Below are 17888 nucleotides of genomic sequence, written 5' to 3' on the forward strand. Positions count from 1 at the left end.
TGGCGATTGATCAGATCGCACAATCCGGGCTGAGTTCCCTCAATGTGATCTATTATTCTGCGCAGCTATTTAGTAAATTGCCGCTGATTGTAGCAGCGTTGATGTACGTATGGCTAGAATTCGCAAAATATCCGACTTGGCTCCTTATATAGGTATCTCCTTTATCTTTACTCCCAATGCAGCGAGTTGCTAAAAGGCGGCAAGTGAAATAGCCCTAATGGCATAGGCTGTAAACAGAATCCGTGCGTTCTCGATTACCACCTGGAGCCGGTCATAGCATTGGTAATAATTCGATTTAATTATGATTAGGCATGTTTCAAATCCAAAATCATTCAATATGCGTCACGACGGCAGCTAAGGCCATCCCGGCACCCGGCCACAGGACCCGGATGGCCGCGCGCTGCCAATGGCAAGGCCGTTTGGCGGAGGGGTAAAGATCTCGGCTCATTCAACATGTCAGGCGGGAGGAACAAGGGAATCTTCCGGAAGCGGGGTTGATTATAGGAATGAGGTGAGTGAACGCAGTCGATAAACATGCAACCTTGAATTATGACGGGTATATCAGAATGCCATCATGAAGCGGCGATGGGTGAAGGATTACACTCCCGGTATAACGATCCTTTGGGATAGCGATAGATTTTCACTATGCATACGGAACAAGACACTTTCACAAACCCTCGCGGTATTGTCGTCCGGTTACTGAACGGGACCTTGAAAGGGTGTGAATATCACCTTTCCGCCGGGAAAACATTATTTATCACGACGGATGAAAGCGGGCTGTGTGATATGCCACTGACCTCTTTTCCCGAGGACAGCATATTTGTGCCCGCCGAGGGAGACGGCGGCAATTTTGAAATTGTCGTGCCAAACGATCCCGGTGAAGCGGTGGTGTTGCGCGAGTTGAGGGATACCGGGACGAGAGAGATAACACTGGAGTGCCTGCGTCCGTATCAGACGGGGTCCTTGTTGCTGGCGGTAAGGCGCGAGGATCAAACCTGGCCGGACGATCTGCTTGCCCGCCGGGATGACGATGCCGCCGCGCCGTCGCCGGTGGTCAGAACCCGGCGGCGGGGAGGGTTGATCGTCGCGGCGGTTGGCGTCGCGACGATAGCCGCCGTTCTGATGTTTGTCCAGACGAAGCCGGACAACGGACGGAAGGCCATCGCCGCGTTGGCCGGCCAGTTGGCCAACGAGCCGGACAAATATCAGGTGTTATCCGGTCGGGACGGCCACATCCATGTGCTGGCCCGGAATGATCGCGATGCGGCCTGGGGGCGCCAGTCCCTGGTGCGGCTGCCATCCGCCCGGCAGGCCACTGTCGCCAGCTATCGGGAAGAACGGCAGCGGATCGCGCGCTGGCTCGGCGAGCATTACCCTTTTGTGCGTTTGCACCAGCTCATACTGGATTCCCCCGAGCAGCCCCGCGTGGTAATGAGCCGGCAGCGGGTCCGCTTCGATGAGCCGGAACAGCGGCGGCTGCGTGAAGATTTGTTGCGCCTGATGCCTTATGCCGCGGATCTGCATTTCGAGGAAATGGATGATTCGGCAGTGGCCGCCCAGGCGGAGCAGGGGATCAAAAAACTGGCGGTGCCTTACCGGCGGCTGGATAACGCCGATAGCGTGACCTTTGTTATCACCGGCGCTCTGGACGACGGCGAGCGGCAACGTATCAAGCATTTTATCGAGGAATACGACTACCGCTGGAATGGTGGCTACGTCGAGTTCGCCATGGAAATGAAGGACGATTGGCTGAAGGGCAAATCATTGAAATACGGCCAGCACGGTTATGTAAAAATCGCGCCGGGCCACTGGTACTTTCCTAAACCTTGATTTTAGTACGAGGAGTGAATTATGGGTTCGATAACCGCAATCTATGACAAATTGGCGCAGTCGGTAAACGATGCGAATATCGCCACGCAGGATGCGCTGGAGCAAGCCAGCAATGATCCTTCCAATCCGATGTATCTGGCGCAGTACCAGGCAAAGTTGAACGAGTATAGCGTGGTGCAAAGCCTGAGCGCCACCGCCATCAAGAAACTGGCCGATCTCGATTCGTTGATTTTGTCAAAATTCTAGTGGCCTTTAGGGGAGGGAGAACATGTCCATCGAAAGCATCGCCGCCATCGGCGCCCGCCAGACGGCGGATATCAGTCCGGGGCTGGGGGACGTAGCGTCCATCAACGATATTATCAAGGAAAGCATGGCGCAAACCACGGCCGATGTGGTTGACAGGCAACAACAGATCTCGCGCATGCTGAATGCGGACAACCTTGATGATCCGGCGGCGCTGGGTCTGATTCAGAAAACCATGCTGGTCTACGGCAATACCGTGGCGTTTATCGGCACCGCGGCCCGTAAAATGGTGGGAACAGTGGAAACGCTGCTACGTTCATGATGAAAATCCAGTCGTTACTGACCGTTCCGTTGCTGATTCTGACGCTATCGGCCTGTCAGGACGAACCGTTGCTCAAAGGGCTGGATCAGCATCAGTCCAACGAGGTTATCGCTGTTTTGCAACGCAACAATATTGCTGCGGCCAAAACCGATAAGGGAAAAAGCGGTTACAGCATCAGCGTAAGGAAAGCGGATATTCCCGCCGCGGTGGATTTACTCAAAGCGCACGCGCTGCCTTCACGTCCGCGCATGGAGATATCGCAGTTGTTTCCCAGCGACGCGCTGGTTTCGTCGCCGCGGGCGGAGAAAGCCAGGCTGTACTCCGCCATAGAACAGCGGCTCGAACAATCGTTGCAGACCATGGACGGTATATTGTCCGCCAGGGTGCATGTCAGCTACGACATCGATGCCGGCGAGAGCGGCAAGGCCTCGGCGCCCATGCATTTATCGGCGCTGGTCAACTATCGCAGCGAAACCGACCCTTCGTTGCTGATAAGCGATATCAAACGGTTCTTGAAAAATAGCTTCACTCAGGTGGACTACGACAATATCTCCGTGGTGTTGTCCAGACAGGCCGCCATGCAGCATCAACCGCCCATGGATAGCCGGGCGGACGATGGCCGGAGCTATGGCGGCCTGATTCCGCTGGCGCTGTTTCTGGCGCTACTGGCGGCGGTGGCGATCGGGTTGATGTATCGCCGCAATCTCAAAGCGAAAGCGGCGCACTCTGGCAGGGACGGCGTAAATGAAATCTCCATCGCCCCTCGATAGTCTGTTATTCGATCCGTTGTCCTGGATGCACCCCCGCTGTTTGCTGCGGCGGGAGGGTTTCGATGGCGTGAGGTCGCGGGCGCTGATCAACGGCATGATTATTCGGGCGTACGGTTGGTCCGTGGAGCGTCCGGTATTGACCGCCGATCGTTTGATGCCCTATTTCGTCGGTCTGTGGCGGTATTTGCCCCATGTCGCGCTGCTGATAGCCGCCCAGCGTCACCGCGCCGTATTAAGTCGCAGGGGACGGCTGAGGGCATTGCCGGGCTGGGTTCGTCAGTTCGCCGAGCGGGATATCGTCGCTTCCGCGGCGATTTCGGTCGGCGCCGCCGATGGCGCCGATATCCTGCTCGAATGGGGAAAAAATGAGCTCATCGCTTATGGGGAACAGCTACCGTTGCCAATCCGGCAACGCATTCCCCTGGCGTTTCCACCCGATATGGCGCGGGAAAGCGCGGCTGGTCCGCCTGCCGATCCGTGTCCTTTACTGATAAGGCTGGCTTTTCAACATGCCAAGAGACATTCCGATACGCCAAATGCCGCGGAGTTCCGGCGGTGTTTTGATTAAACGGACCCAGTTGCGCCGGCAACGGCAAAGTCTGGACGTGCTGGCATCCGCCCGCCGCCAGGCTTCCCGCATGGTTAAACAAGCGCAGGAGGACGCCCAGGCGATTCACCGGCAGGCGTTTAGCGATGGATACCAGGAGGGTCTTGTGGCCTCGGCGGGCGTCGTTGCCGAGTTTCTCGCGCAGGAACAGCAAATGGCGGCCCAATTGCAACGGCAAACCCGCCAGTTTGCCCAGCGGATATTGTCGTCCGCGCTGGATCATTCCGAAATCTTGCTGGATCTCGTGGAGGAGTGGCTGGCGGCGCTGCCGGAAGAGAGCGGATCGACCGGCGAAGGGCTTGAGCTGCTGGCGCCCGAATCCGCCAGACACGCCCATGTCAGGCTGAAAGAGCGGATTGCGGCGGTCTGGCCGGGAAAATTCAGTCTGACGTACCATGACGATAAACGGTTCGTCATGAAATACGCCGATCAGCTGGCCGAATTTGACGCCGATGCGTTCGTCACGGCCGCGACGCAGCGCCTGACATTGACCGACAGCTTGCCGGAGGACTGCCGGCGGCTTTCCGCGGCGGCCTTAGCGCAGCTTAATACGCTGTTTGGCCGTTTTGCATCCCCCAATTCACCCGATACAGGAAAACTCACATGATGACATCCACTGTGGTGCCGGTCACGGCGGTCGAAACACGTTCACTGTCCGACGACCAGCCGCTTGTCCCGCTGGAAGAACGCTTGCAGTCAATGGCGGCCGACGGCGACGATGCGGATAATCTTGCGCTGTGCCAAGCGATGTTAACACAACGCCTGATGATGGATATGGTCGCTTCACAGCAGGAAGAACAAGAGTGGCAGGAAAAATGGTTTTAACAGGGCGTCCAATGCGCGAGATGTCCTTGAAAACGCATTTGCTCGCTTTCGCCGTCGCCCTATGCGCCCTCGTACTGGCCGGTTGCGCGGCTTCGCCGGCCGGCAAAACGGGTGCCGGCCGCACGAGCTATCTGGACAAGGTCGCCAGCCCCGGTTGTCTGAAGGGCGGCGCGGTCAATCCCGCCTTATCGCCCCCCGTGCTCTATCAGGGTATGATAAGTTGCGTGAAGGCCGGTTATCTTGCCGACGGCGTTTTGCTGTTTGCCCAGGCCGGCGCCTATTCCTATTATGACGCGCTGCGCGTGGATACCGATGCGGCCAGGCGGGCGCATTCCACCATGTTGGGGGAGGCATTGAACATGCTTGGCGAAGATCAGCGGCAGGCTTTCTGGCGCGCGATCAACGATCGCCTGGGAAATCGACAGCAATTGCCCCAACTTTGCCGGCAAATCGAGGACATCGGCAGACCGGTCTATCTGCCGACGTATTTAATACGGCCGGGTGATGACAGCGGCGGCCATGGCGATGCCGAACTGTGGAACCGCGCGCTTAAAAACTATTTGCATTGCCCCACCGATATTCTCACCATAAGGTAACGGTTCAGCGCCGCAAGGGAAGATCTTGCGGCGACACCGCGCATCCGCCTTATCAACCTTATCACGGCCGCTTTGACGTCGCGATTTCGCCATGAAGACTCGCCATACGCCAGGATGCCGCTTGAATGGCGCCACCGCGCGGCCCATGCCGTCGGGGGCGCGTCATCCGCGGCGATGCGACATCAATTATTCAGGGTATAAATAGCACAGCCGATAATCTGCCCTAAGGGAGCAAAACTGTGATGCGCGTCAAATAAATATCATATCATTACTTGTATGGTAGTCGACATTAAGTTTACCATCGGTTTTGATGAGAAACTGGCGGCGAAATACCCTGACGAACCCGTTATCCGCCGGTTATCGGTCCTGAGAAGGACATCCTCGCGAAACGGGTATTCGAACGTGACTGACTAGGGACATATACTGTGCAACTCTCAACACAAACGCTATCACACCTGACCGGCCGGGTGACAACGCCGACTTATGATCGCACCCGTCTGACACCCCGTATCGTCCACCTGGGTTTCGGCGCGTTCCATCGGGCCCATCAAGCGGTTTTCGCTGATATCCTCGCGACGGATCACGGCAGCGACTGGGGTTACTGCGAGGTGAATCTGATTGGCGGCGAACAGCAGATTGCGGCTCTGCAACAGCAGGATTTGCTGTATTCGGTATGTGAAATGAACGGTGATCATTGGAACGGCCGGGTGGTCGGCGTGGTGCGCGAGGCATTGCACGGCGCTGTCGACGGACTCGACCGGGTGCTTGAAGCCATGGCGCGGCCCGACACCGCCATTGTTTCCCTGACCGTGACCGAAAAGGGCTATTGTTATCTGCCTTCCTCTTCCTCCATCGACACCGATAATCCCCTGATCCGGCACGATATCGATCATCCGCGTCAGCCGAAATCAGCCCCAGGGGTAATCATCGAGGCGCTCAGGCAGCGGCGGGAGAAGGGACTGCCGGCATTCTCGGTCATGTCTTGCGACAATATGCCGGAAAACGGCCATGTCACTCGCAATGTGGTGCTGGCGCTGGCCCGCGAAACCGACGGCGCGCTGGCTGACTGGATTGAGCGGCACGTGACTTTCCCGTCGACCATGGTGGACCGGATTGTGCCGGCCATGACCCCGGCCACCATGGAAAAAATCACCGGCGTGCTGGGCGGTATACAGGATGCGGCGGCGATAGCCTGCGAGCCTTTCCGCCAATGGGTTATCGAGGATAACTTTGTCGCCGGCCGTCCCGAATGGGAAAAAGCCGGCGCTGAACTGGTGGCCGATGTGCTGCCTTACGAGGAAATGAAACTGCGGATGCTTAACGGCAGCCATTCGTTCCTGGCGTACCTGGGCTATCTGGCCGGCTATCAGTATATCAATGAGTGCATGGGCGATGACAATTACGCCTTGGCCGCCCGACGTCTTATGCTGGATGAACAAGCGCCCACGCTGCGCACTCGCGACGTGGATCTCACGGCTTACGCCGAGTCGCTGCTGGCGCGTTATCGCAATACCGGCCTGAAACACCGGACCTGGCAGATAGCCATGGACGGCACATTGAAACTGCCGCAACGCATGCTGGACTCCATCCGCGCGCATTTGCGCCAGGGCAAGCCCTTCCCGTTGCTGGCGTTGGGCGTCGCCGGCTGGATGCGTTACGTGGGCGGCGTGGACGATCAGGGTCAGGCCATTGATATCAGCGATCCGCAAAAGGACAAACTGGCGGCCCTGGTACAACGTTCCGCTGATGGCGATGAACGGGTTAAAACGCTATTGACGCTGTCCAGCGTATTCGGCGCCGAGTTGCCAAACAATGCTGTGTTTGTGAAGGCGATATGCGACGCCTACGCTTTGCTGCGCGCCCAAGGCGCCAAACAGGCGGTCAACCGGGTCGCGAACGGCCGTTAAGCGGCGGGCGGGCCATGCAAGCCGCATAACGGCCGGCATGGCCCGTCGGATGCGTTCTCCAAGCCTGTCCCCGCCGGGGGTAAGCGCAGGTATGGCTATTGAGCCGCCGGAGCGGGTATCATATCCCGCAATCTCTGGGCTATTGCGCGAAGGAAAAAAGCATCTGCATGGATACATTATTTCCCTTTAATACTAACGAACCGGTCAACCAGCAAATTTATCGTTTGCTGCGTAAAGATATCGTTGAATGCCATATTCCTCCGGGCAAGCTGTTGTCCGAAAAGGAAATCGCGGCGCGATTCGAGGTCTCGCGCCAGCCGGTTCGAGAAGCGTTCATCAAGCTGGCGGAAGCGGGCCTGGTGCAGATTTTGCCGCAACGCGGCACTTTTGTGCTGCGTATTTCCGCCAAACGTGTGGCGGACGCCCGGTTTATCCGTCAGGCGCTGGAATGCAATGTCGTACGGCGGGCGGCGGCGGAGCGTAATGAGCAGCATGTGCTGATGCTGGAACATAACCTGCATCGTCAGGAATTGGCCGCGCAAAATCGGCAAATGGAAGAATTTTTCAATCTGGACGACGATTTTCACCGCCTGCTCACCGACATAGCCGATTGCGCACTGGCCTGGGATATCATCGAATCTATCAAAGCCACCATGGATCGGGTGCGTTTCCTGAGTCTTGGCGAGGTATCGCCGCCGCAAAGCCTGATCAATCAGCATTACGCGATCTTCAAAGCCATTCAAGCCGGCGATGCCGATATGGCGGAAACCGCCATGCGCGAGCATCTGCAAGAACTCATCTACACCATTACGCCGATAGCCGAACGCAACAGCGATTGGTTCGAAGACAGATAGCGCGCTTTTCACCCACGACGACGCGGCTGACCACAGAGCGAACCGGCATCGCCCGAGGGAGGATTTCCCGCGCGGCAACCGTTTTATCATCGCGTGGAACCGCCGGGTCTATTCGCGGGGGTTGCCTTTATTCAACAACGCTTTTAAATCGGCAAAGGGATTATAGGTGGCGGCGCCGACGTCTTTTTGCGCGTCTTCCCCCGCGACCACGGTTGAGCCGTACTCGGCGGCTTCGGTGTATTTCGAATGCTCGTGATCATGACAATACAGGCATAACAATTCCCAATTACTGCCGTCCGGCGGGTTATTGCTATGGTCGTGGTCAATATGATGTACGGTCAATTCGCGCAAGTTGGAATAAACAAACTCCCGGGAGCAGCGTCCGCAGACCCAGGGAAACAGTTTCAACGCCTGTTCACGATAACCGCTTTCAAGCCGCGCATAATTTTTCGGGATAAAGGCCATAACGCACCTATGCTGAGTCGTTGATGTATACTTGTCCTAGGCAAGTCGCCTCTTTACCTTTGCCGGCGGTTAACACTCATTCCCGACGATGGGTCGCCCGCTCGCCGCCGCCAGCAAAGAGGCATCTTTAAGTATGACGAGTCTATACTAACGCTTAAATAGACCAGGGCGCCATGCCCTAATCCGTCATAAAAGCGAACGTCGCGAAAGCGCTTGCGGCGCGGCGATATGCTTGCAATGGCAAGAGTTTGGCGGAGACGTTACCGTCCGCCGGTGACGGATTATAAGGAAGTCAGCACATTGCATATTCATCACTTTATCATCCTCTATGGGTATTGGGCGTTATTTATCGGTTGTCTGGCCGAAGGCGAAACGGTAGCGATGCTTGGCGGCCTGGCGGCCCATCAAGGCCTATTGCATTATGGCGGCGTAGTGGCCTCCGTTGCGTTGGGCGGCATCACCGGCGATATGCTGCTTTTTTTCCTTGGCCGGCGATATGGCTACCGGCTATTGAAGCGCATTAAACCGGCCCGGGCCAAAATGAAGCGCGCCAGACGGTTGATTCTCCGCCATCCCTTATTGTTTGTGATGGGCGTGCGATTTATGTATGGCTTCCGACTGTTGGGGCCGTTGCTTATCGGCGTGAGCCGATTGTCGCCGCTTACGTTTATTCTTTTTAATATCATCGGCGCGGCGCTTTGGGCGGTTATTTTTGTTACGCTGGGCTACTGGGGCGGGCAAATCATCATGCCCTGGCTTTCCAACGTCGATCACCATCTGCGTATGGTGTTGTTAGTGGCGGTGGCGCTGATGCTGGTGTGGCTGGTGGCGGGCTTTATCCGCCGGCTAATGCGGCGGCCGGAGGAATAAAGGCTTCCCCCGCGCGCCGGCCGGAATAAAGGAGGTCAATGCATGGCGTGGTCGTGATGATGCTCATGCCCCGCGCCGGGCCGGTTCATCATCCGCATCATATCGGGACCGCCGGTTTTCAAAAATACGGCGAGCAATATCAGGGTCGCCAGGCCGAACAGTACATCCAGCACGGTAGTGTAATTCAACTGGATGCCGCTATTCATGACCGCTTGATGGCGCTGTTCGGGAACACGTCCCGCGACGGAAAATACCATCTGAATCACCGCGCCGGCCGCGGCCATGGCGACAAAGTACACCATGAACAGAAAGGCCGTCATTTTCACCCCGTAGTATTTCCGATAGATATTGATAAGCGGCGGAATGATCAAATCGGCGAAAATGAACGCCGCCACGCCGCCGAAGCTTAATCCGCCATTCCACAGCACCACGGCGAGGGGAATATTGCCTATGGAGCAGGTAAAAGACACGATGGCGATAATGGGACCCAGCAGGATATTCCAGACAACCGCGATGTGGGGATGGTCGGTCAAAAACAGCGCTGACCAAAAATCCTTCGGCACCCAGGCGCTCAGCATACCGGCCACCAAAAGTCCGATACCGATATCTTTCCACAGCATGGTCCAATTCATGACGAAATAATGACTAACGGCAATCCACCCCTTACGCGATAACAATCGTTTTTGCCAAGGGCCTTGCCGTTTCCCCATGGACATGGCGGCATGACCTTCCATGGCGCCACGGGCATCACTGGTGGAACGCCTGACCGCGTCTTCCTTGAGGTTTTTTCCCGCCAGTAGGCGAAAAAGAACGGCGATGATGGCAACCATGATAAAACAGCCGAGAATTTCCGCCAGGGCGAATTGCCAGGCCAGTAACAACCACATCAGAATAATCAATTCCAGTACCAGGTTGGTGGCGGCAAGTTGAAAAACCATGGCGGCGGTGAAATCGCCGCCTTTGCGGACGATGGACCGAGCCATCGCCACCGCGGCATACGAGCATGAGGACGAAATCGCGCCAAGTGTCATGGCTTTCGCCAGCGACTTCCCGCCGGCGTCGGGCAGCAGTCTGGACATCTGTTCTTTGGAGACGACGACTTCGATTATCGCGGAAAAGAGAAAACCCAGCGATATTCCCCAGAAAATACCCCACAGCATAGATAAAGACATGGCCAGAGCATGCCAGATAGGTCCGACAACAGTCATGCATCCCCCTTAAGTCATGGTCCGGTTAGCAAAACGGCTAAAATGATCGCCCTGATGCCATTCAAAAAGAGGCAACGTGAAATATGACGGGTATAGAATGATTATAAATCATCCAGGGGAATGGGTTTGAGCATTTCCACTTGTAGCAAGAACCGGTACAACGGGGCCAACTGCACAAAGGCCCTTTGCAGGCGGGTTGCCAATGCCGGATCCTGTAGCGTGTCGACCGCCGTATCCTTGGTCAATACCGCGAAGGATTTGCGGTTGTACCAGTCGGCCAGGGCCGGATCCTGATTTTTGACCAGCGCGCGTTTGTAGCTCGCGCCTTCCAGTACAAAAGGCGGACGGCGGCAGGCCGCCGCCTCGGCGAAGGCGTGCGGCTCGCGCAACATCAGATGGCGAAAACGATCCATGGTGGCTTTGCTGGCGGAGTAATAGCCCAATCCATATTGAAAAAAATGGGGCGAGAGCTCGAAGAAATAGACCGGCGCATCGGTCCATTCTTTGGCGTGTCGTTTGAATGTCAGCCACATACGGTTGCGAAACAAGGCCTTGTCGTTGGAAAAGCGCGTGTCCCGATACAGACGCGACAACGTTTTCCCCACCGCCGGGCGGGTTTCAAACTGATCGTCGATGCTTAGCATTGTCGGCGCCAGGGTGGACACCAGCGCCCGAAAGGGGGTAAGCAGATGGTCGTTATAGACGTCGCGACGCGATTCAAACCATTCTTTGCTGTTGTGCTCGACATTTTGCCGCAAAAAATGCAGCCCCGTCGATGTGAAGCCTGCAAAAGACGTTTCAGACACCCTGTTTACCCGCCTTGCTTCCGGTGATGCCTTAAATTGCCGCCGCGCGCCGGAAGAGGTCAGCGGACGGCGCCCTGCCGGGCGATACTCTCCACCTGGCGAATGGCCGCCGCGATCTGTGCCGGCGTAATGCCCTCCACCGCCAGACGAAAGGTCTCCCGCTCGCCGGCGGCGAATTCCGCCAGGATATCCGTCGCGGTATCGGCGGGTGTGGTGACCCCTAATGACGCGAAATTATAGGGAAAACCGTTTTCGCTATAAAACGGGATCAATTTGGCCACTTCGTCCTGATCGCCGGTGGCGGCCAATTGCACCAGGATGCCGTAGGCCACTTTGACGCCGTGCAGGATCCCGTGGGTTTCCGGCAGATAGCTTAAGGCGTTATGTATCGCGTGGGCGCCCGCCATGCGGCCATATTCTCCGCCGCAGCCGCCCACCATACCGGCAACGGCGATCACCGCTTCGACCACCCGTCGGAAAGCGGGCGTCGCCCGGCCCTCGTTCATGCCCGCCAGCGCCGCCGGGGTATCGCTCAATAACGTATCCAGCGTAGCCTTCGCCGCCGCCAGGCCCATGGTCACGAACAACGATAAATCAGTCCGGTCGTAGCGGCGGGTAATGGCTTCGGCTTCATACCATTTCGCCAGCGTATCGCCGATGCCGCCAACAAAATAATCCCGCGGCGAGGCCGCCAGTAGCGCCAGATCCAGCAGTACCAGATACGCGGCGCGCCGGTAGTAATCCACTTGCTTGAAGGTGTGATCGGGGTGGTACACCGCCGAGAGGGGCGTACAGGCCGAGCAGGTGCCGATGACCGTCGGGATAAGAATATTTTCGATGTTCAGGCGCTCGGCGGTGCCTTTGGCGGTATCCAGCGCCCGGCCGCCGCCGATACCGATGATGACATCCGCCTCACGCGCCGATTGGGACAGCCGTTGCATATCCTCATGGCTGGCGGTGCCGTCATAATACAGCACGGGGAGGTCGAGGGGGGCCGGCAGGAACTGCTGGAAAGCGGCGAAGGCTTTTTCCCCCGCGATAATATAAGGGCGCCGGAACGGCGTCAGTTTTTCCGGCAGATAACCCAATGCCCCGGATTCGCAAATATACTGTCCCGGACCGCTCCGTACTACTTGGCTTAACCGCATGTTCCCGCCCATCGATGCTAAAGGTGCAACAGTTCAAAGACGGCAGTATATACCCAAAAGGCATCGATGGCAGCAAAGCGCGCCGCGACGAGGCCAGCCGGAAGCGGAGAGAAACGCATCGGTCGGGTTGGTCCTGTGACCCGTGCTAGCGAATGCCGTCGCCGTGACTCATGGGCTGTACTTTCGGCAGCCACAAACCATAGGCCAGCGCGCCAAGCAGGCCAACGATCCCGGCCAATACCAGCGGTATGACGAAGGAATGGGTAAACTGCATCACCACGCCTATCAGGATGGGCGAGATAATCCCGGCCAGATTGGCCGCCATGTTCTGTATGCCGCCGATAGTGGCGACATTGGCGCGGTTCGGGGCCACATCCGATGGCAGCGCCCAAAGCGCCGCCGAGGCGGCGGTAGCGGCTAAGTTGGCGAAACAGAGCGCGGCCAGCGCCAGGGACACCGTGGGAGAAAATGCCGCCAGGCCGATGACGGCGCTGCCGAGCATGCCGCCCACCAAGGGGATTTTGCGCGCCATCGTCAGTGAGATGCCGCTGCGTACCAGACCGTCGGAAAGCAATCCGCCGCACCAGCCGCCGACAATGGCGGCAATCCCCGGCAGCATGCCGAGCAGGCCGAATTTCACCAGCGATAAATGAAAGGTGTCCACCAGATAAGTGGGGAACCATGTGAAGAAAAAGTAGGACACGAAATTGCTGCAAAAGAAACCGGCCATCATGGCCTGTACCGTCCGTTGTCCCATGAGTTGGCGAACACTCATGGGTTCGCCAAGGCTCGCTTCCTGGTGCATCTCGATGAAGGCCACTTCTTGCGCCGATACACTTTTGAATTCACGCGGGTCGCGGTACCAAAGGTACCAGACCAGCGCCCAGGTCACCGCCACCAGGCCGGAAATGACAAAGGTCATGCGCCAGCCGGTCAAGGCAATGAGAAATGCCACCAGGGGGATGGCGATAGTACCGCCAATCTTGCTGCCATTGTTGAAGGTCGCGGCGGCGAAACTGCGTTCTTGTCTGGGGAACCAGCGCGTGACGGTGGATGCGCTGGCCGGATAACTGGGCGCCTCGACGGCGCCGAGCACAAAACGGAAACCCATCAACGCCGTCAAACCGTTGGCCAGTCCGCAAGCGGCGGTGGCCAACCCCCAGCCCAGGGAACTGATTGCGAAAATAAGCCGTGGACCGAATTTATCCACCAGCCAGCCGCCCGGCAATTGAAACAGGACATAGCTCCAGAAAAAGGCTGAAAGCAGCAGGCCGCTGTCGGTGCTGGAAAGCTGTAAGTCGTGCGACATAAAGGGGATGGCCACGCTCATGGCGGCGCGATCAATGTAGTTGATGGCGATCCCGATGGAAAGGACCGTCAGGATGATAAAACGCACTTTTCCCGTTGCGGCGTGAGTCCGCGCGTTAACCGCGGCACTACCCTCATTGGCGTTGAGCGACATGATGCCTCCAGAATGGCTTTCGGTGGATAGGGTTTGACCGGTTCGGCGCCCGCGACGCGGGCGCATGGGTTGGGGGGTCAGGAAGAACGGGCCGCGGCCCGCGGCACGGTCTCATGGTTTTTGTCAACGATGGGTTCAACCTTGCCCAACAGAAACAGATAATTAAGAATACCCACCACCACCAGCGCGGCGGAGAAGACCAGCGCCCAGGTAAAATGGCCGGTGGCGCCGACGATGGCCCCGGTGATGATCGGGCCGACCGCGCCGCCCATATTGGAAACCGTATTCTGCCATCCGGCCACAATGGACACGCTGTTTTTCGGCGCCACATCGCCCGGTAAGGCCCAAACCTGGGAGGCCGCCACGGTAGTGCCGGATTTGGCGATACACAGCAGCAATACGGTCATGAATACCGATTGACTGAAGGGGGCAAACCCGATGCATAACGCCATCAACAGGCCGACAATCAAAAACAATTTGCGGGTGACGGTCAGCGATAACACTTTTCTGTGAACCATCCGGTCCGACAACCAGCCCGCCAGTACCTCGAACACCATCCCGCAGATCAACGGCAACGCCGCCACTAAGCCCATTTTAAGGAAATCCATTCCCTTATCCTTCACCAGGTAGGTCGGCAGCCAGGTGATAAAAAAGTAAGAGGTGTAGTTGATGGTGAAAAAGCCGATGCACATCGCCCAGATATTGCGGTAGCGCAGCAGCTTGTACCATTTCATCGGCGCAATGCTTTTGTCGCCATGTCTTTGGGCCTGGCCCTCATGGATGAGCGCGATTTCGTGTTGGCTGATACGTTTATGATCTTCGGGGTTTTCCGAATAGATCACATACCAGGCGATAAACCAGAGAAGACCAAGCCCGCCGATGGCCAGGAAAGTCAGCCGCCAGTCAAACACGGCTATCATCCAGACAATGAGCGGCATGGCGACGGCGCTGCCGAATTTCGACGCGCTGTCGAACAATCCGGAGACGGTGGCGCGTTCGCGGTCCGGAAACCAGCGGGCGGTAATTCCGGCGTTGCTTGGGTAAGCGGCGGCTTCGCCCACGCCCAACGCCAAACGGAGCGCCAGCAGGGACTTGAAGCCGGTCGCCAATCCCATCGCCATGGTGGCGACCGACCACCAGCCGACGGCGAGCCCGAGGCCCTTTTTATGGCCAAACCGGTCGGCGAACCACCCCGCCGGAATTTGCAGCAATGCATAGGACCAGAAAAACGCCGCCATGATCAGGCCCATCATTTCCGGATCAATAGACAATTCTTTGATCAGGTGCGGCGCGGCGGCGGAGAGAACAGTGCGGTCAATATAATTGATGGCGATGGCCAGCCACATCAGCCCGGCGATCCACCAGCGAATGCGGGTCGAGTTTACGGTGTTTTTCATCATCGGAATCACCCAAATAACCGTTATATCATAATGTTACGATAGCGAGCGGATGCCGCCGCCAGGCAATTACTGCGTGTATTGATTGATGATTTGGCGAATTTTCTGTTCCTGTTCCGCGCTGAAGGACACGGCGTAACGACTTTCACCCACATCGTGGCCCATCAGCGCCACCGCTTTTTTCACCGCGGCCGGCGAAAAAGCCACCTGATAAAGCTCGGTACGCAGGCCGGTCACGTTTTCCTGCGCCTGTCGCGAACCGTTGATATCGCCGGCGCTAAACCGCGCCCAAATGGCGTTAATCGCCTCAGGCGCCACGTTGGCCAGGCCGGAAATACAGGCCGAGCACCCGTCGACAAAACCTTGATGGATCAGCGAATCTGGCCCATTAAGCACGTTGAATCCGTCCAGGCCTTTTACCGCGTTGAGGAAACCGCTCAGGCTTTCATAGCTGCCGGCGCTGTCTTTGATGCCGGCGATATTCGGATGGGCGGCCAGGGCGCGCACGGTTTCCGGTTGCAACGTGTTGCCGGTGCGCGCCGGAATGTTATAGAGAAACAACGGTACGTTGAGCGCATCCGCCACGGCGGTGTAATGCGCGACCAGCTCGGTTTGTTTGAGCGGGACAAACCACGGGGTGATGGCCGATACCGCATCCACGCCCAGCGTCTCGATCTGCTTGCCCAGACGCAGGGTTTCACGGGTGGAAATTTCGCCGATATGCGCGACAACCGGCGCGCGGCCGGCGACTTCATCGACGCAGGCGGCCGCAAGGGCGACTTTTTCCTTTTCGTTAAGAACAAAGAATTCGCCGTTGGTACCGCCGCAGAAGATACCGTTGCCCGCCGCGAGTTGTCGTTGAACCTGCCGGCGCATGGCCGCTGGATTAAACGCGCCGTCACTATCAAAAGGGGTCACGATGGCGGTCAGTACGCCTGCGATTTTTTTACTCATAATGTCCTCGTCTACTTTCTCGGTGTTTCCGCAATAAAGAGTGAATGTCGGTTACGGGCGGAAAGCCGCCGGCGATGGCGTGGTCGATGTCCACGCCCGTTAACCGGTTTCCTTGCATGCCCTTGGGTTTTCGTTGATGATTGTATTCATTCATTCTGCTCGGTAATCACCACGAATATGCTTTTTTATAGGGTATTTTGATGTTGATTAATTTGAATCTGCTCACATTTAATCAAATATGATTTATTATAATCATAATAACGTAAGCGCGAGTTGCGTACAGGAGCTGAAATGGGTCAATGGGAAACACCGCTGTGGGTGCTCGCCGATGATTTCACCGGTGCCAATGATATCGGCGGCGCGCTGGCGAGAACGGGCGCCCGCGTTCATGTGCTGTTTGACGCGCGGCGGACGGCAAAAGATGTCGGCGCCGATGTGCAAATAATCAATACCGATAGCCGGGCGTTGCCGGCCCGCCAGGCGGCGCAACGGGTCAAGACGGCTTTGGCCGGGTGGCGTGAGTTGGGCGGCGAGTGCTGGTTGTTCAAAAAAATCGATTCCACCTTACGCGGTAATCTGGGCGCAGAGCTGGACGCGGCGCTGGCCGCCACTGGCGCGACGCTGGCGATTGTGGCTCCCGCGGTGCCGCGGCTGGGCCGCACCACGCGTAACGGGCAGTGTTATATCCACGGCCGGCCGCTGGCTGAAACCGAGTATGCCAGCGATCCCAAAACGCCGATTCGTCATTCCGGCGTGATTGAACGTTGTCATGAACAAAGTGTTTTACCCATGGGCGTTATCGATTTGACCCGGGTGCGGGATGAGGGACTGGCGGCGGTTTTGGCCGACGCGGCGGCGTCGGGACGGCGGATGCTTGTGGTGGACGCCGAAAACGACGGGGACCTGGCGCGGATTGTGCGTGCCCCCGGCGCGCTGGCGACACGTCCGATACTGGTGGGCGCGGCGGGGCTTGGCGATGCGCTGGCCCGTGAACTCAACCCTAAACCGGCATCGCCGGTGTTGGCCGTGATTGGCTCAATGAGTCACAACGCCCAACGGCAGATTGCCTGCTTGCGTAACCAGTATGATGTCGCGCTGGTGGATATCGATGTGGAGCAAATCTTGGGTGACGCGGCGCATTCCGGCGATGAACGCGGGCGCGAGCAGGCGATTTTTGCGCTACGGCGGGGACAGCATTGCCTGATTCGTACTTGTCAGTCCACTGAACAACGTTCACAAATTGAGCAACTTTGCGCGCGCTACGGCCTGACGCGACAGACATTGGGCGAAACGCTTTGTGCGTCCCTGGCCGAGCTTACCGCGGCCGTTTGCCGGCAGGCGCCGCCGGCCGGGCTTTTTTTGTCCGGCGGCGACGTGGCCATGGCGGTGGCGCGCGGTATGGGCGCCACGGGATTTCGGATTGAAGGGCAAATAGCCGGTTGCGTTCCCTGGGGCCATTTACTCAATGGCGCCCAGGGGTTACGGGTAATGACCAAGGCCGGTGGCTTCGGCGATGAACATATTCTGGTTGAAGTGATTCGGTTTATTGAGGAGACATCGAGTGAGTAAAGCCATAGCGGTGACCATGGGCGATCCGGCGGGCATCGGTCCGGAAATTATCATC

General features: G+C 57.5%; 19 protein-coding genes. 12 read left to right on the forward strand and 7 right to left on the reverse strand.

Annotated elements, in window-relative coordinates:
• Nucleotides 1–645 precede the first annotated feature (645 nt).
• The 10 genes from FCN80_RS23845 to FCN80_RS23890 all read left to right on the forward strand — a co-directional run bounded on the left by FCN80_RS23845 (nucleotide 646) and on the right by FCN80_RS23890 (nucleotide 7954).
• The gene (locus FCN80_RS23845) at nucleotides 646–1830 is read left to right on the forward strand and encodes a PrgH/EprH family type III secretion apparatus protein (protein WP_136992820.1); all 1185 of its coding nucleotides are present in this window, start codon (nucleotides 646–648) and stop codon (nucleotides 1828–1830) included.
• 21 nt (nucleotides 1831–1851) lie between these two features.
• Entirely contained in the window at nucleotides 1852–2076 is a 225-nt protein-coding gene (gene sctF / locus FCN80_RS23850; RefSeq protein ID WP_136992821.1) for a type III secretion system needle filament subunit SctF, read from the forward strand.
• A 22-nt stretch (nucleotides 2077–2098) separates the two neighbouring features.
• Nucleotides 2099–2395 (forward strand): type III secretion system inner rod subunit SctI, encoded by a 297-nt coding sequence (sctI, locus tag FCN80_RS23855; RefSeq protein WP_136992822.1) that lies wholly within the window; start codon nucleotides 2099–2101, stop codon nucleotides 2393–2395.
• On the forward strand, nucleotides 2392–3165 hold the full coding sequence (locus FCN80_RS23860) for an EscJ/YscJ/HrcJ family type III secretion inner membrane ring protein (protein WP_306767929.1): 774 nt from the start codon (nucleotides 2392–2394) through the stop codon (nucleotides 3163–3165). Before sctI ends, FCN80_RS23860 begins: the two co-directional genes overlap by 4 nt.
• Nucleotides 3140–3733, forward strand: coding sequence for a type III secretion apparatus protein OrgA/MxiK (locus FCN80_RS23865; protein WP_136992823.1), 594 nt, complete (start codon nucleotides 3140–3142; stop codon nucleotides 3731–3733). The genes FCN80_RS23860 and FCN80_RS23865 overlap by 26 nt, the downstream gene beginning before the upstream one ends.
• Nucleotides 3726–4379 (forward strand): hypothetical protein, encoded by a 654-nt coding sequence (locus tag FCN80_RS23870; RefSeq protein ID WP_136992824.1) that lies wholly within the window; start codon nucleotides 3726–3728, stop codon nucleotides 4377–4379. The genes FCN80_RS23865 and FCN80_RS23870 overlap by 8 nt, the downstream gene beginning before the upstream one ends.
• Complete coding sequence (locus FCN80_RS23875; RefSeq protein WP_136992825.1) at nucleotides 4376–4597, forward strand: hypothetical protein; 222 nt, start codon at nucleotides 4376–4378, stop codon at nucleotides 4595–4597. Before FCN80_RS23870 ends, FCN80_RS23875 begins: the two co-directional genes overlap by 4 nt.
• 11 nt (nucleotides 4598–4608) lie before the next feature.
• On the forward strand, nucleotides 4609–5193 hold the full coding sequence (locus tag FCN80_RS23880; protein WP_136992826.1) for a hypothetical protein: 585 nt from the start codon (nucleotides 4609–4611) through the stop codon (nucleotides 5191–5193).
• A 425-nt stretch (nucleotides 5194–5618) separates the two neighbouring features.
• Nucleotides 5619–7100 carry a mannitol dehydrogenase family protein gene (locus tag FCN80_RS23885; RefSeq protein WP_230492907.1) on the forward strand — a complete coding sequence of 494 codons (1482 nt, stop codon included), beginning with the start codon at nucleotides 5619–5621 and terminating at the stop codon, nucleotides 7098–7100.
• A 167-nt stretch (nucleotides 7101–7267) separates the two neighbouring features.
• Entirely contained in the window at nucleotides 7268–7954 is a 687-nt protein-coding gene (locus FCN80_RS23890) for a GntR family transcriptional regulator (protein WP_136992827.1), read from the forward strand.
• Nucleotides 7955–8062: 108 nt separating this feature from the next.
• On the opposite strand, the gene yajD is transcribed toward FCN80_RS23890, so the two are convergent.
• On the reverse strand, nucleotides 8063–8419 hold the full coding sequence (yajD, locus tag FCN80_RS23895; RefSeq protein WP_136992828.1) for an HNH nuclease YajD: 357 nt from the start codon (nucleotides 8417–8419) through the stop codon (nucleotides 8063–8065).
• A 237-nt stretch (nucleotides 8420–8656) separates the two neighbouring features.
• On the opposite strand from yajD, the gene FCN80_RS23900 reads away from it, so the two are divergent.
• Nucleotides 8657–9289: a DedA family protein gene (locus FCN80_RS23900; RefSeq protein ID WP_136992829.1), complete on the forward strand. Its 633-nt coding sequence runs from the start codon at nucleotides 8657–8659 to the stop codon at nucleotides 9287–9289.
• Nucleotides 9290–9324: 35 nt separating this feature from the next.
• Here the strand turns inward: FCN80_RS23900 and FCN80_RS23905 are convergent, their stop codons facing one another.
• The 6 genes from FCN80_RS23905 to FCN80_RS23930 form a co-directional block, all read right to left on the reverse strand.
• Entirely contained in the window at nucleotides 9325–10497 is a 1173-nt protein-coding gene (locus FCN80_RS23905; RefSeq protein WP_136992830.1) for a permease, read from the reverse strand.
• Between the two features lie 101 nt (nucleotides 10498–10598).
• The gene (locus FCN80_RS23910; protein WP_136992831.1) at nucleotides 10599–11303 is read right to left on the reverse strand and encodes a DUF2461 domain-containing protein; all 705 of its coding nucleotides are present in this window, start codon (nucleotides 11301–11303) and stop codon (nucleotides 10599–10601) included.
• Between the two features lie 59 nt (nucleotides 11304–11362).
• Entirely contained in the window at nucleotides 11363–12451 is a 1089-nt protein-coding gene (locus FCN80_RS23915; protein WP_136992832.1) for an iron-containing alcohol dehydrogenase family protein, read from the reverse strand.
• A gap of 145 nt (nucleotides 12452–12596) precedes the next feature.
• Entirely contained in the window at nucleotides 12597–13913 is a 1317-nt protein-coding gene (locus tag FCN80_RS23920) for an MFS transporter (protein ID WP_136992833.1), read from the reverse strand.
• 77 nt (nucleotides 13914–13990) lie between these two features.
• Nucleotides 13991–15313, reverse strand: a complete 1323-nt coding sequence (locus FCN80_RS23925; RefSeq protein ID WP_230492908.1) for an MFS transporter — start codon at nucleotides 15311–15313, stop codon at nucleotides 13991–13993.
• Nucleotides 15314–15379: 66 nt separating this feature from the next.
• Complete coding sequence (locus tag FCN80_RS23930) at nucleotides 15380–16264, reverse strand: dihydrodipicolinate synthase family protein (RefSeq protein ID WP_136992835.1); 885 nt, start codon at nucleotides 16262–16264, stop codon at nucleotides 15380–15382.
• Nucleotides 16265–16555: 291 nt separating this feature from the next.
• Here FCN80_RS23930 and dtnK point away from each other — a divergent pair, with 291 nt between their 5' ends.
• Nucleotides 16556–17833, forward strand: a complete 1278-nt coding sequence (gene dtnK / locus FCN80_RS23935; protein ID WP_136992836.1) for a D-threonate kinase — start codon at nucleotides 16556–16558, stop codon at nucleotides 17831–17833.
• Nucleotides 17834–17888 lie beyond the last annotated feature (55 nt).

The organism is Martelella alba (genome assembly GCF_005217455.1).
In the GTDB taxonomy this organism is placed as follows: domain Bacteria; phylum Pseudomonadota; class Gammaproteobacteria; order Enterobacterales; family Enterobacteriaceae; genus Acerihabitans.

What these genes read in the sequence shown, in the direction of transcription:
- FCN80_RS23845 (WP_136992820.1), top strand. Translation starts at nt 646, where the DNA reads ATGCATACGGAACAAGACACTTTCACAAACCCTCGCGGTATTGTCGTC.
- sctF (WP_136992821.1), top strand. Translation starts at nt 1,852, where the DNA reads ATGGGTTCGATAACCGCAATCTATGACAAATTGGCGCAGTCGGTAAAC.
- sctI (WP_136992822.1), top strand. Translation starts at nt 2,099, where the DNA reads ATGTCCATCGAAAGCATCGCCGCCATCGGCGCCCGCCAGACGGCGGAT.
- FCN80_RS23860 (WP_306767929.1), top strand. Translation starts at nt 2,392, where the DNA reads ATGATGAAAATCCAGTCGTTACTGACCGTTCCGTTGCTGATTCTGACG.
- FCN80_RS23865 (WP_136992823.1), top strand. Translation starts at nt 3,140, where the DNA reads ATGAAATCTCCATCGCCCCTCGATAGTCTGTTATTCGATCCGTTGTCC.
- FCN80_RS23875 (WP_136992825.1), top strand. Translation starts at nt 4,376, where the DNA reads ATGATGACATCCACTGTGGTGCCGGTCACGGCGGTCGAAACACGTTCA.
- FCN80_RS23880 (WP_136992826.1), top strand. Translation starts at nt 4,609, where the DNA reads ATGCGCGAGATGTCCTTGAAAACGCATTTGCTCGCTTTCGCCGTCGCC.
- FCN80_RS23890 (WP_136992827.1), top strand. Translation starts at nt 7,268, where the DNA reads ATGGATACATTATTTCCCTTTAATACTAACGAACCGGTCAACCAGCAA.
- yajD (WP_136992828.1), bottom strand. Translation starts at nt 8,419, where the DNA reads ATGGCCTTTATCCCGAAAAATTATGCGCGGCTTGAAAGCGGTTATCGT.
- FCN80_RS23900 (WP_136992829.1), top strand. Translation starts at nt 8,657, where the DNA reads ATGGCAAGAGTTTGGCGGAGACGTTACCGTCCGCCGGTGACGGATTAT.
- FCN80_RS23905 (WP_136992830.1), bottom strand. Translation starts at nt 10,497, where the DNA reads ATGACTGTTGTCGGACCTATCTGGCATGCTCTGGCCATGTCTTTATCT.
- FCN80_RS23915 (WP_136992832.1), bottom strand. Translation starts at nt 12,451, where the DNA reads ATGCGGTTAAGCCAAGTAGTACGGAGCGGTCCGGGACAGTATATTTGC.
- FCN80_RS23920 (WP_136992833.1), bottom strand. Translation starts at nt 13,913, where the DNA reads ATGTCGCTCAACGCCAATGAGGGTAGTGCCGCGGTTAACGCGCGGACT.
- FCN80_RS23925 (WP_230492908.1), bottom strand. Translation starts at nt 15,313, where the DNA reads ATGATGAAAAACACCGTAAACTCGACCCGCATTCGCTGGTGGATCGCC.
- FCN80_RS23930 (WP_136992835.1), bottom strand. Translation starts at nt 16,264, where the DNA reads ATGAGTAAAAAAATCGCAGGCGTACTGACCGCCATCGTGACCCCTTTT.
- dtnK (WP_136992836.1), top strand. Translation starts at nt 16,556, where the DNA reads ATGGGTCAATGGGAAACACCGCTGTGGGTGCTCGCCGATGATTTCACC.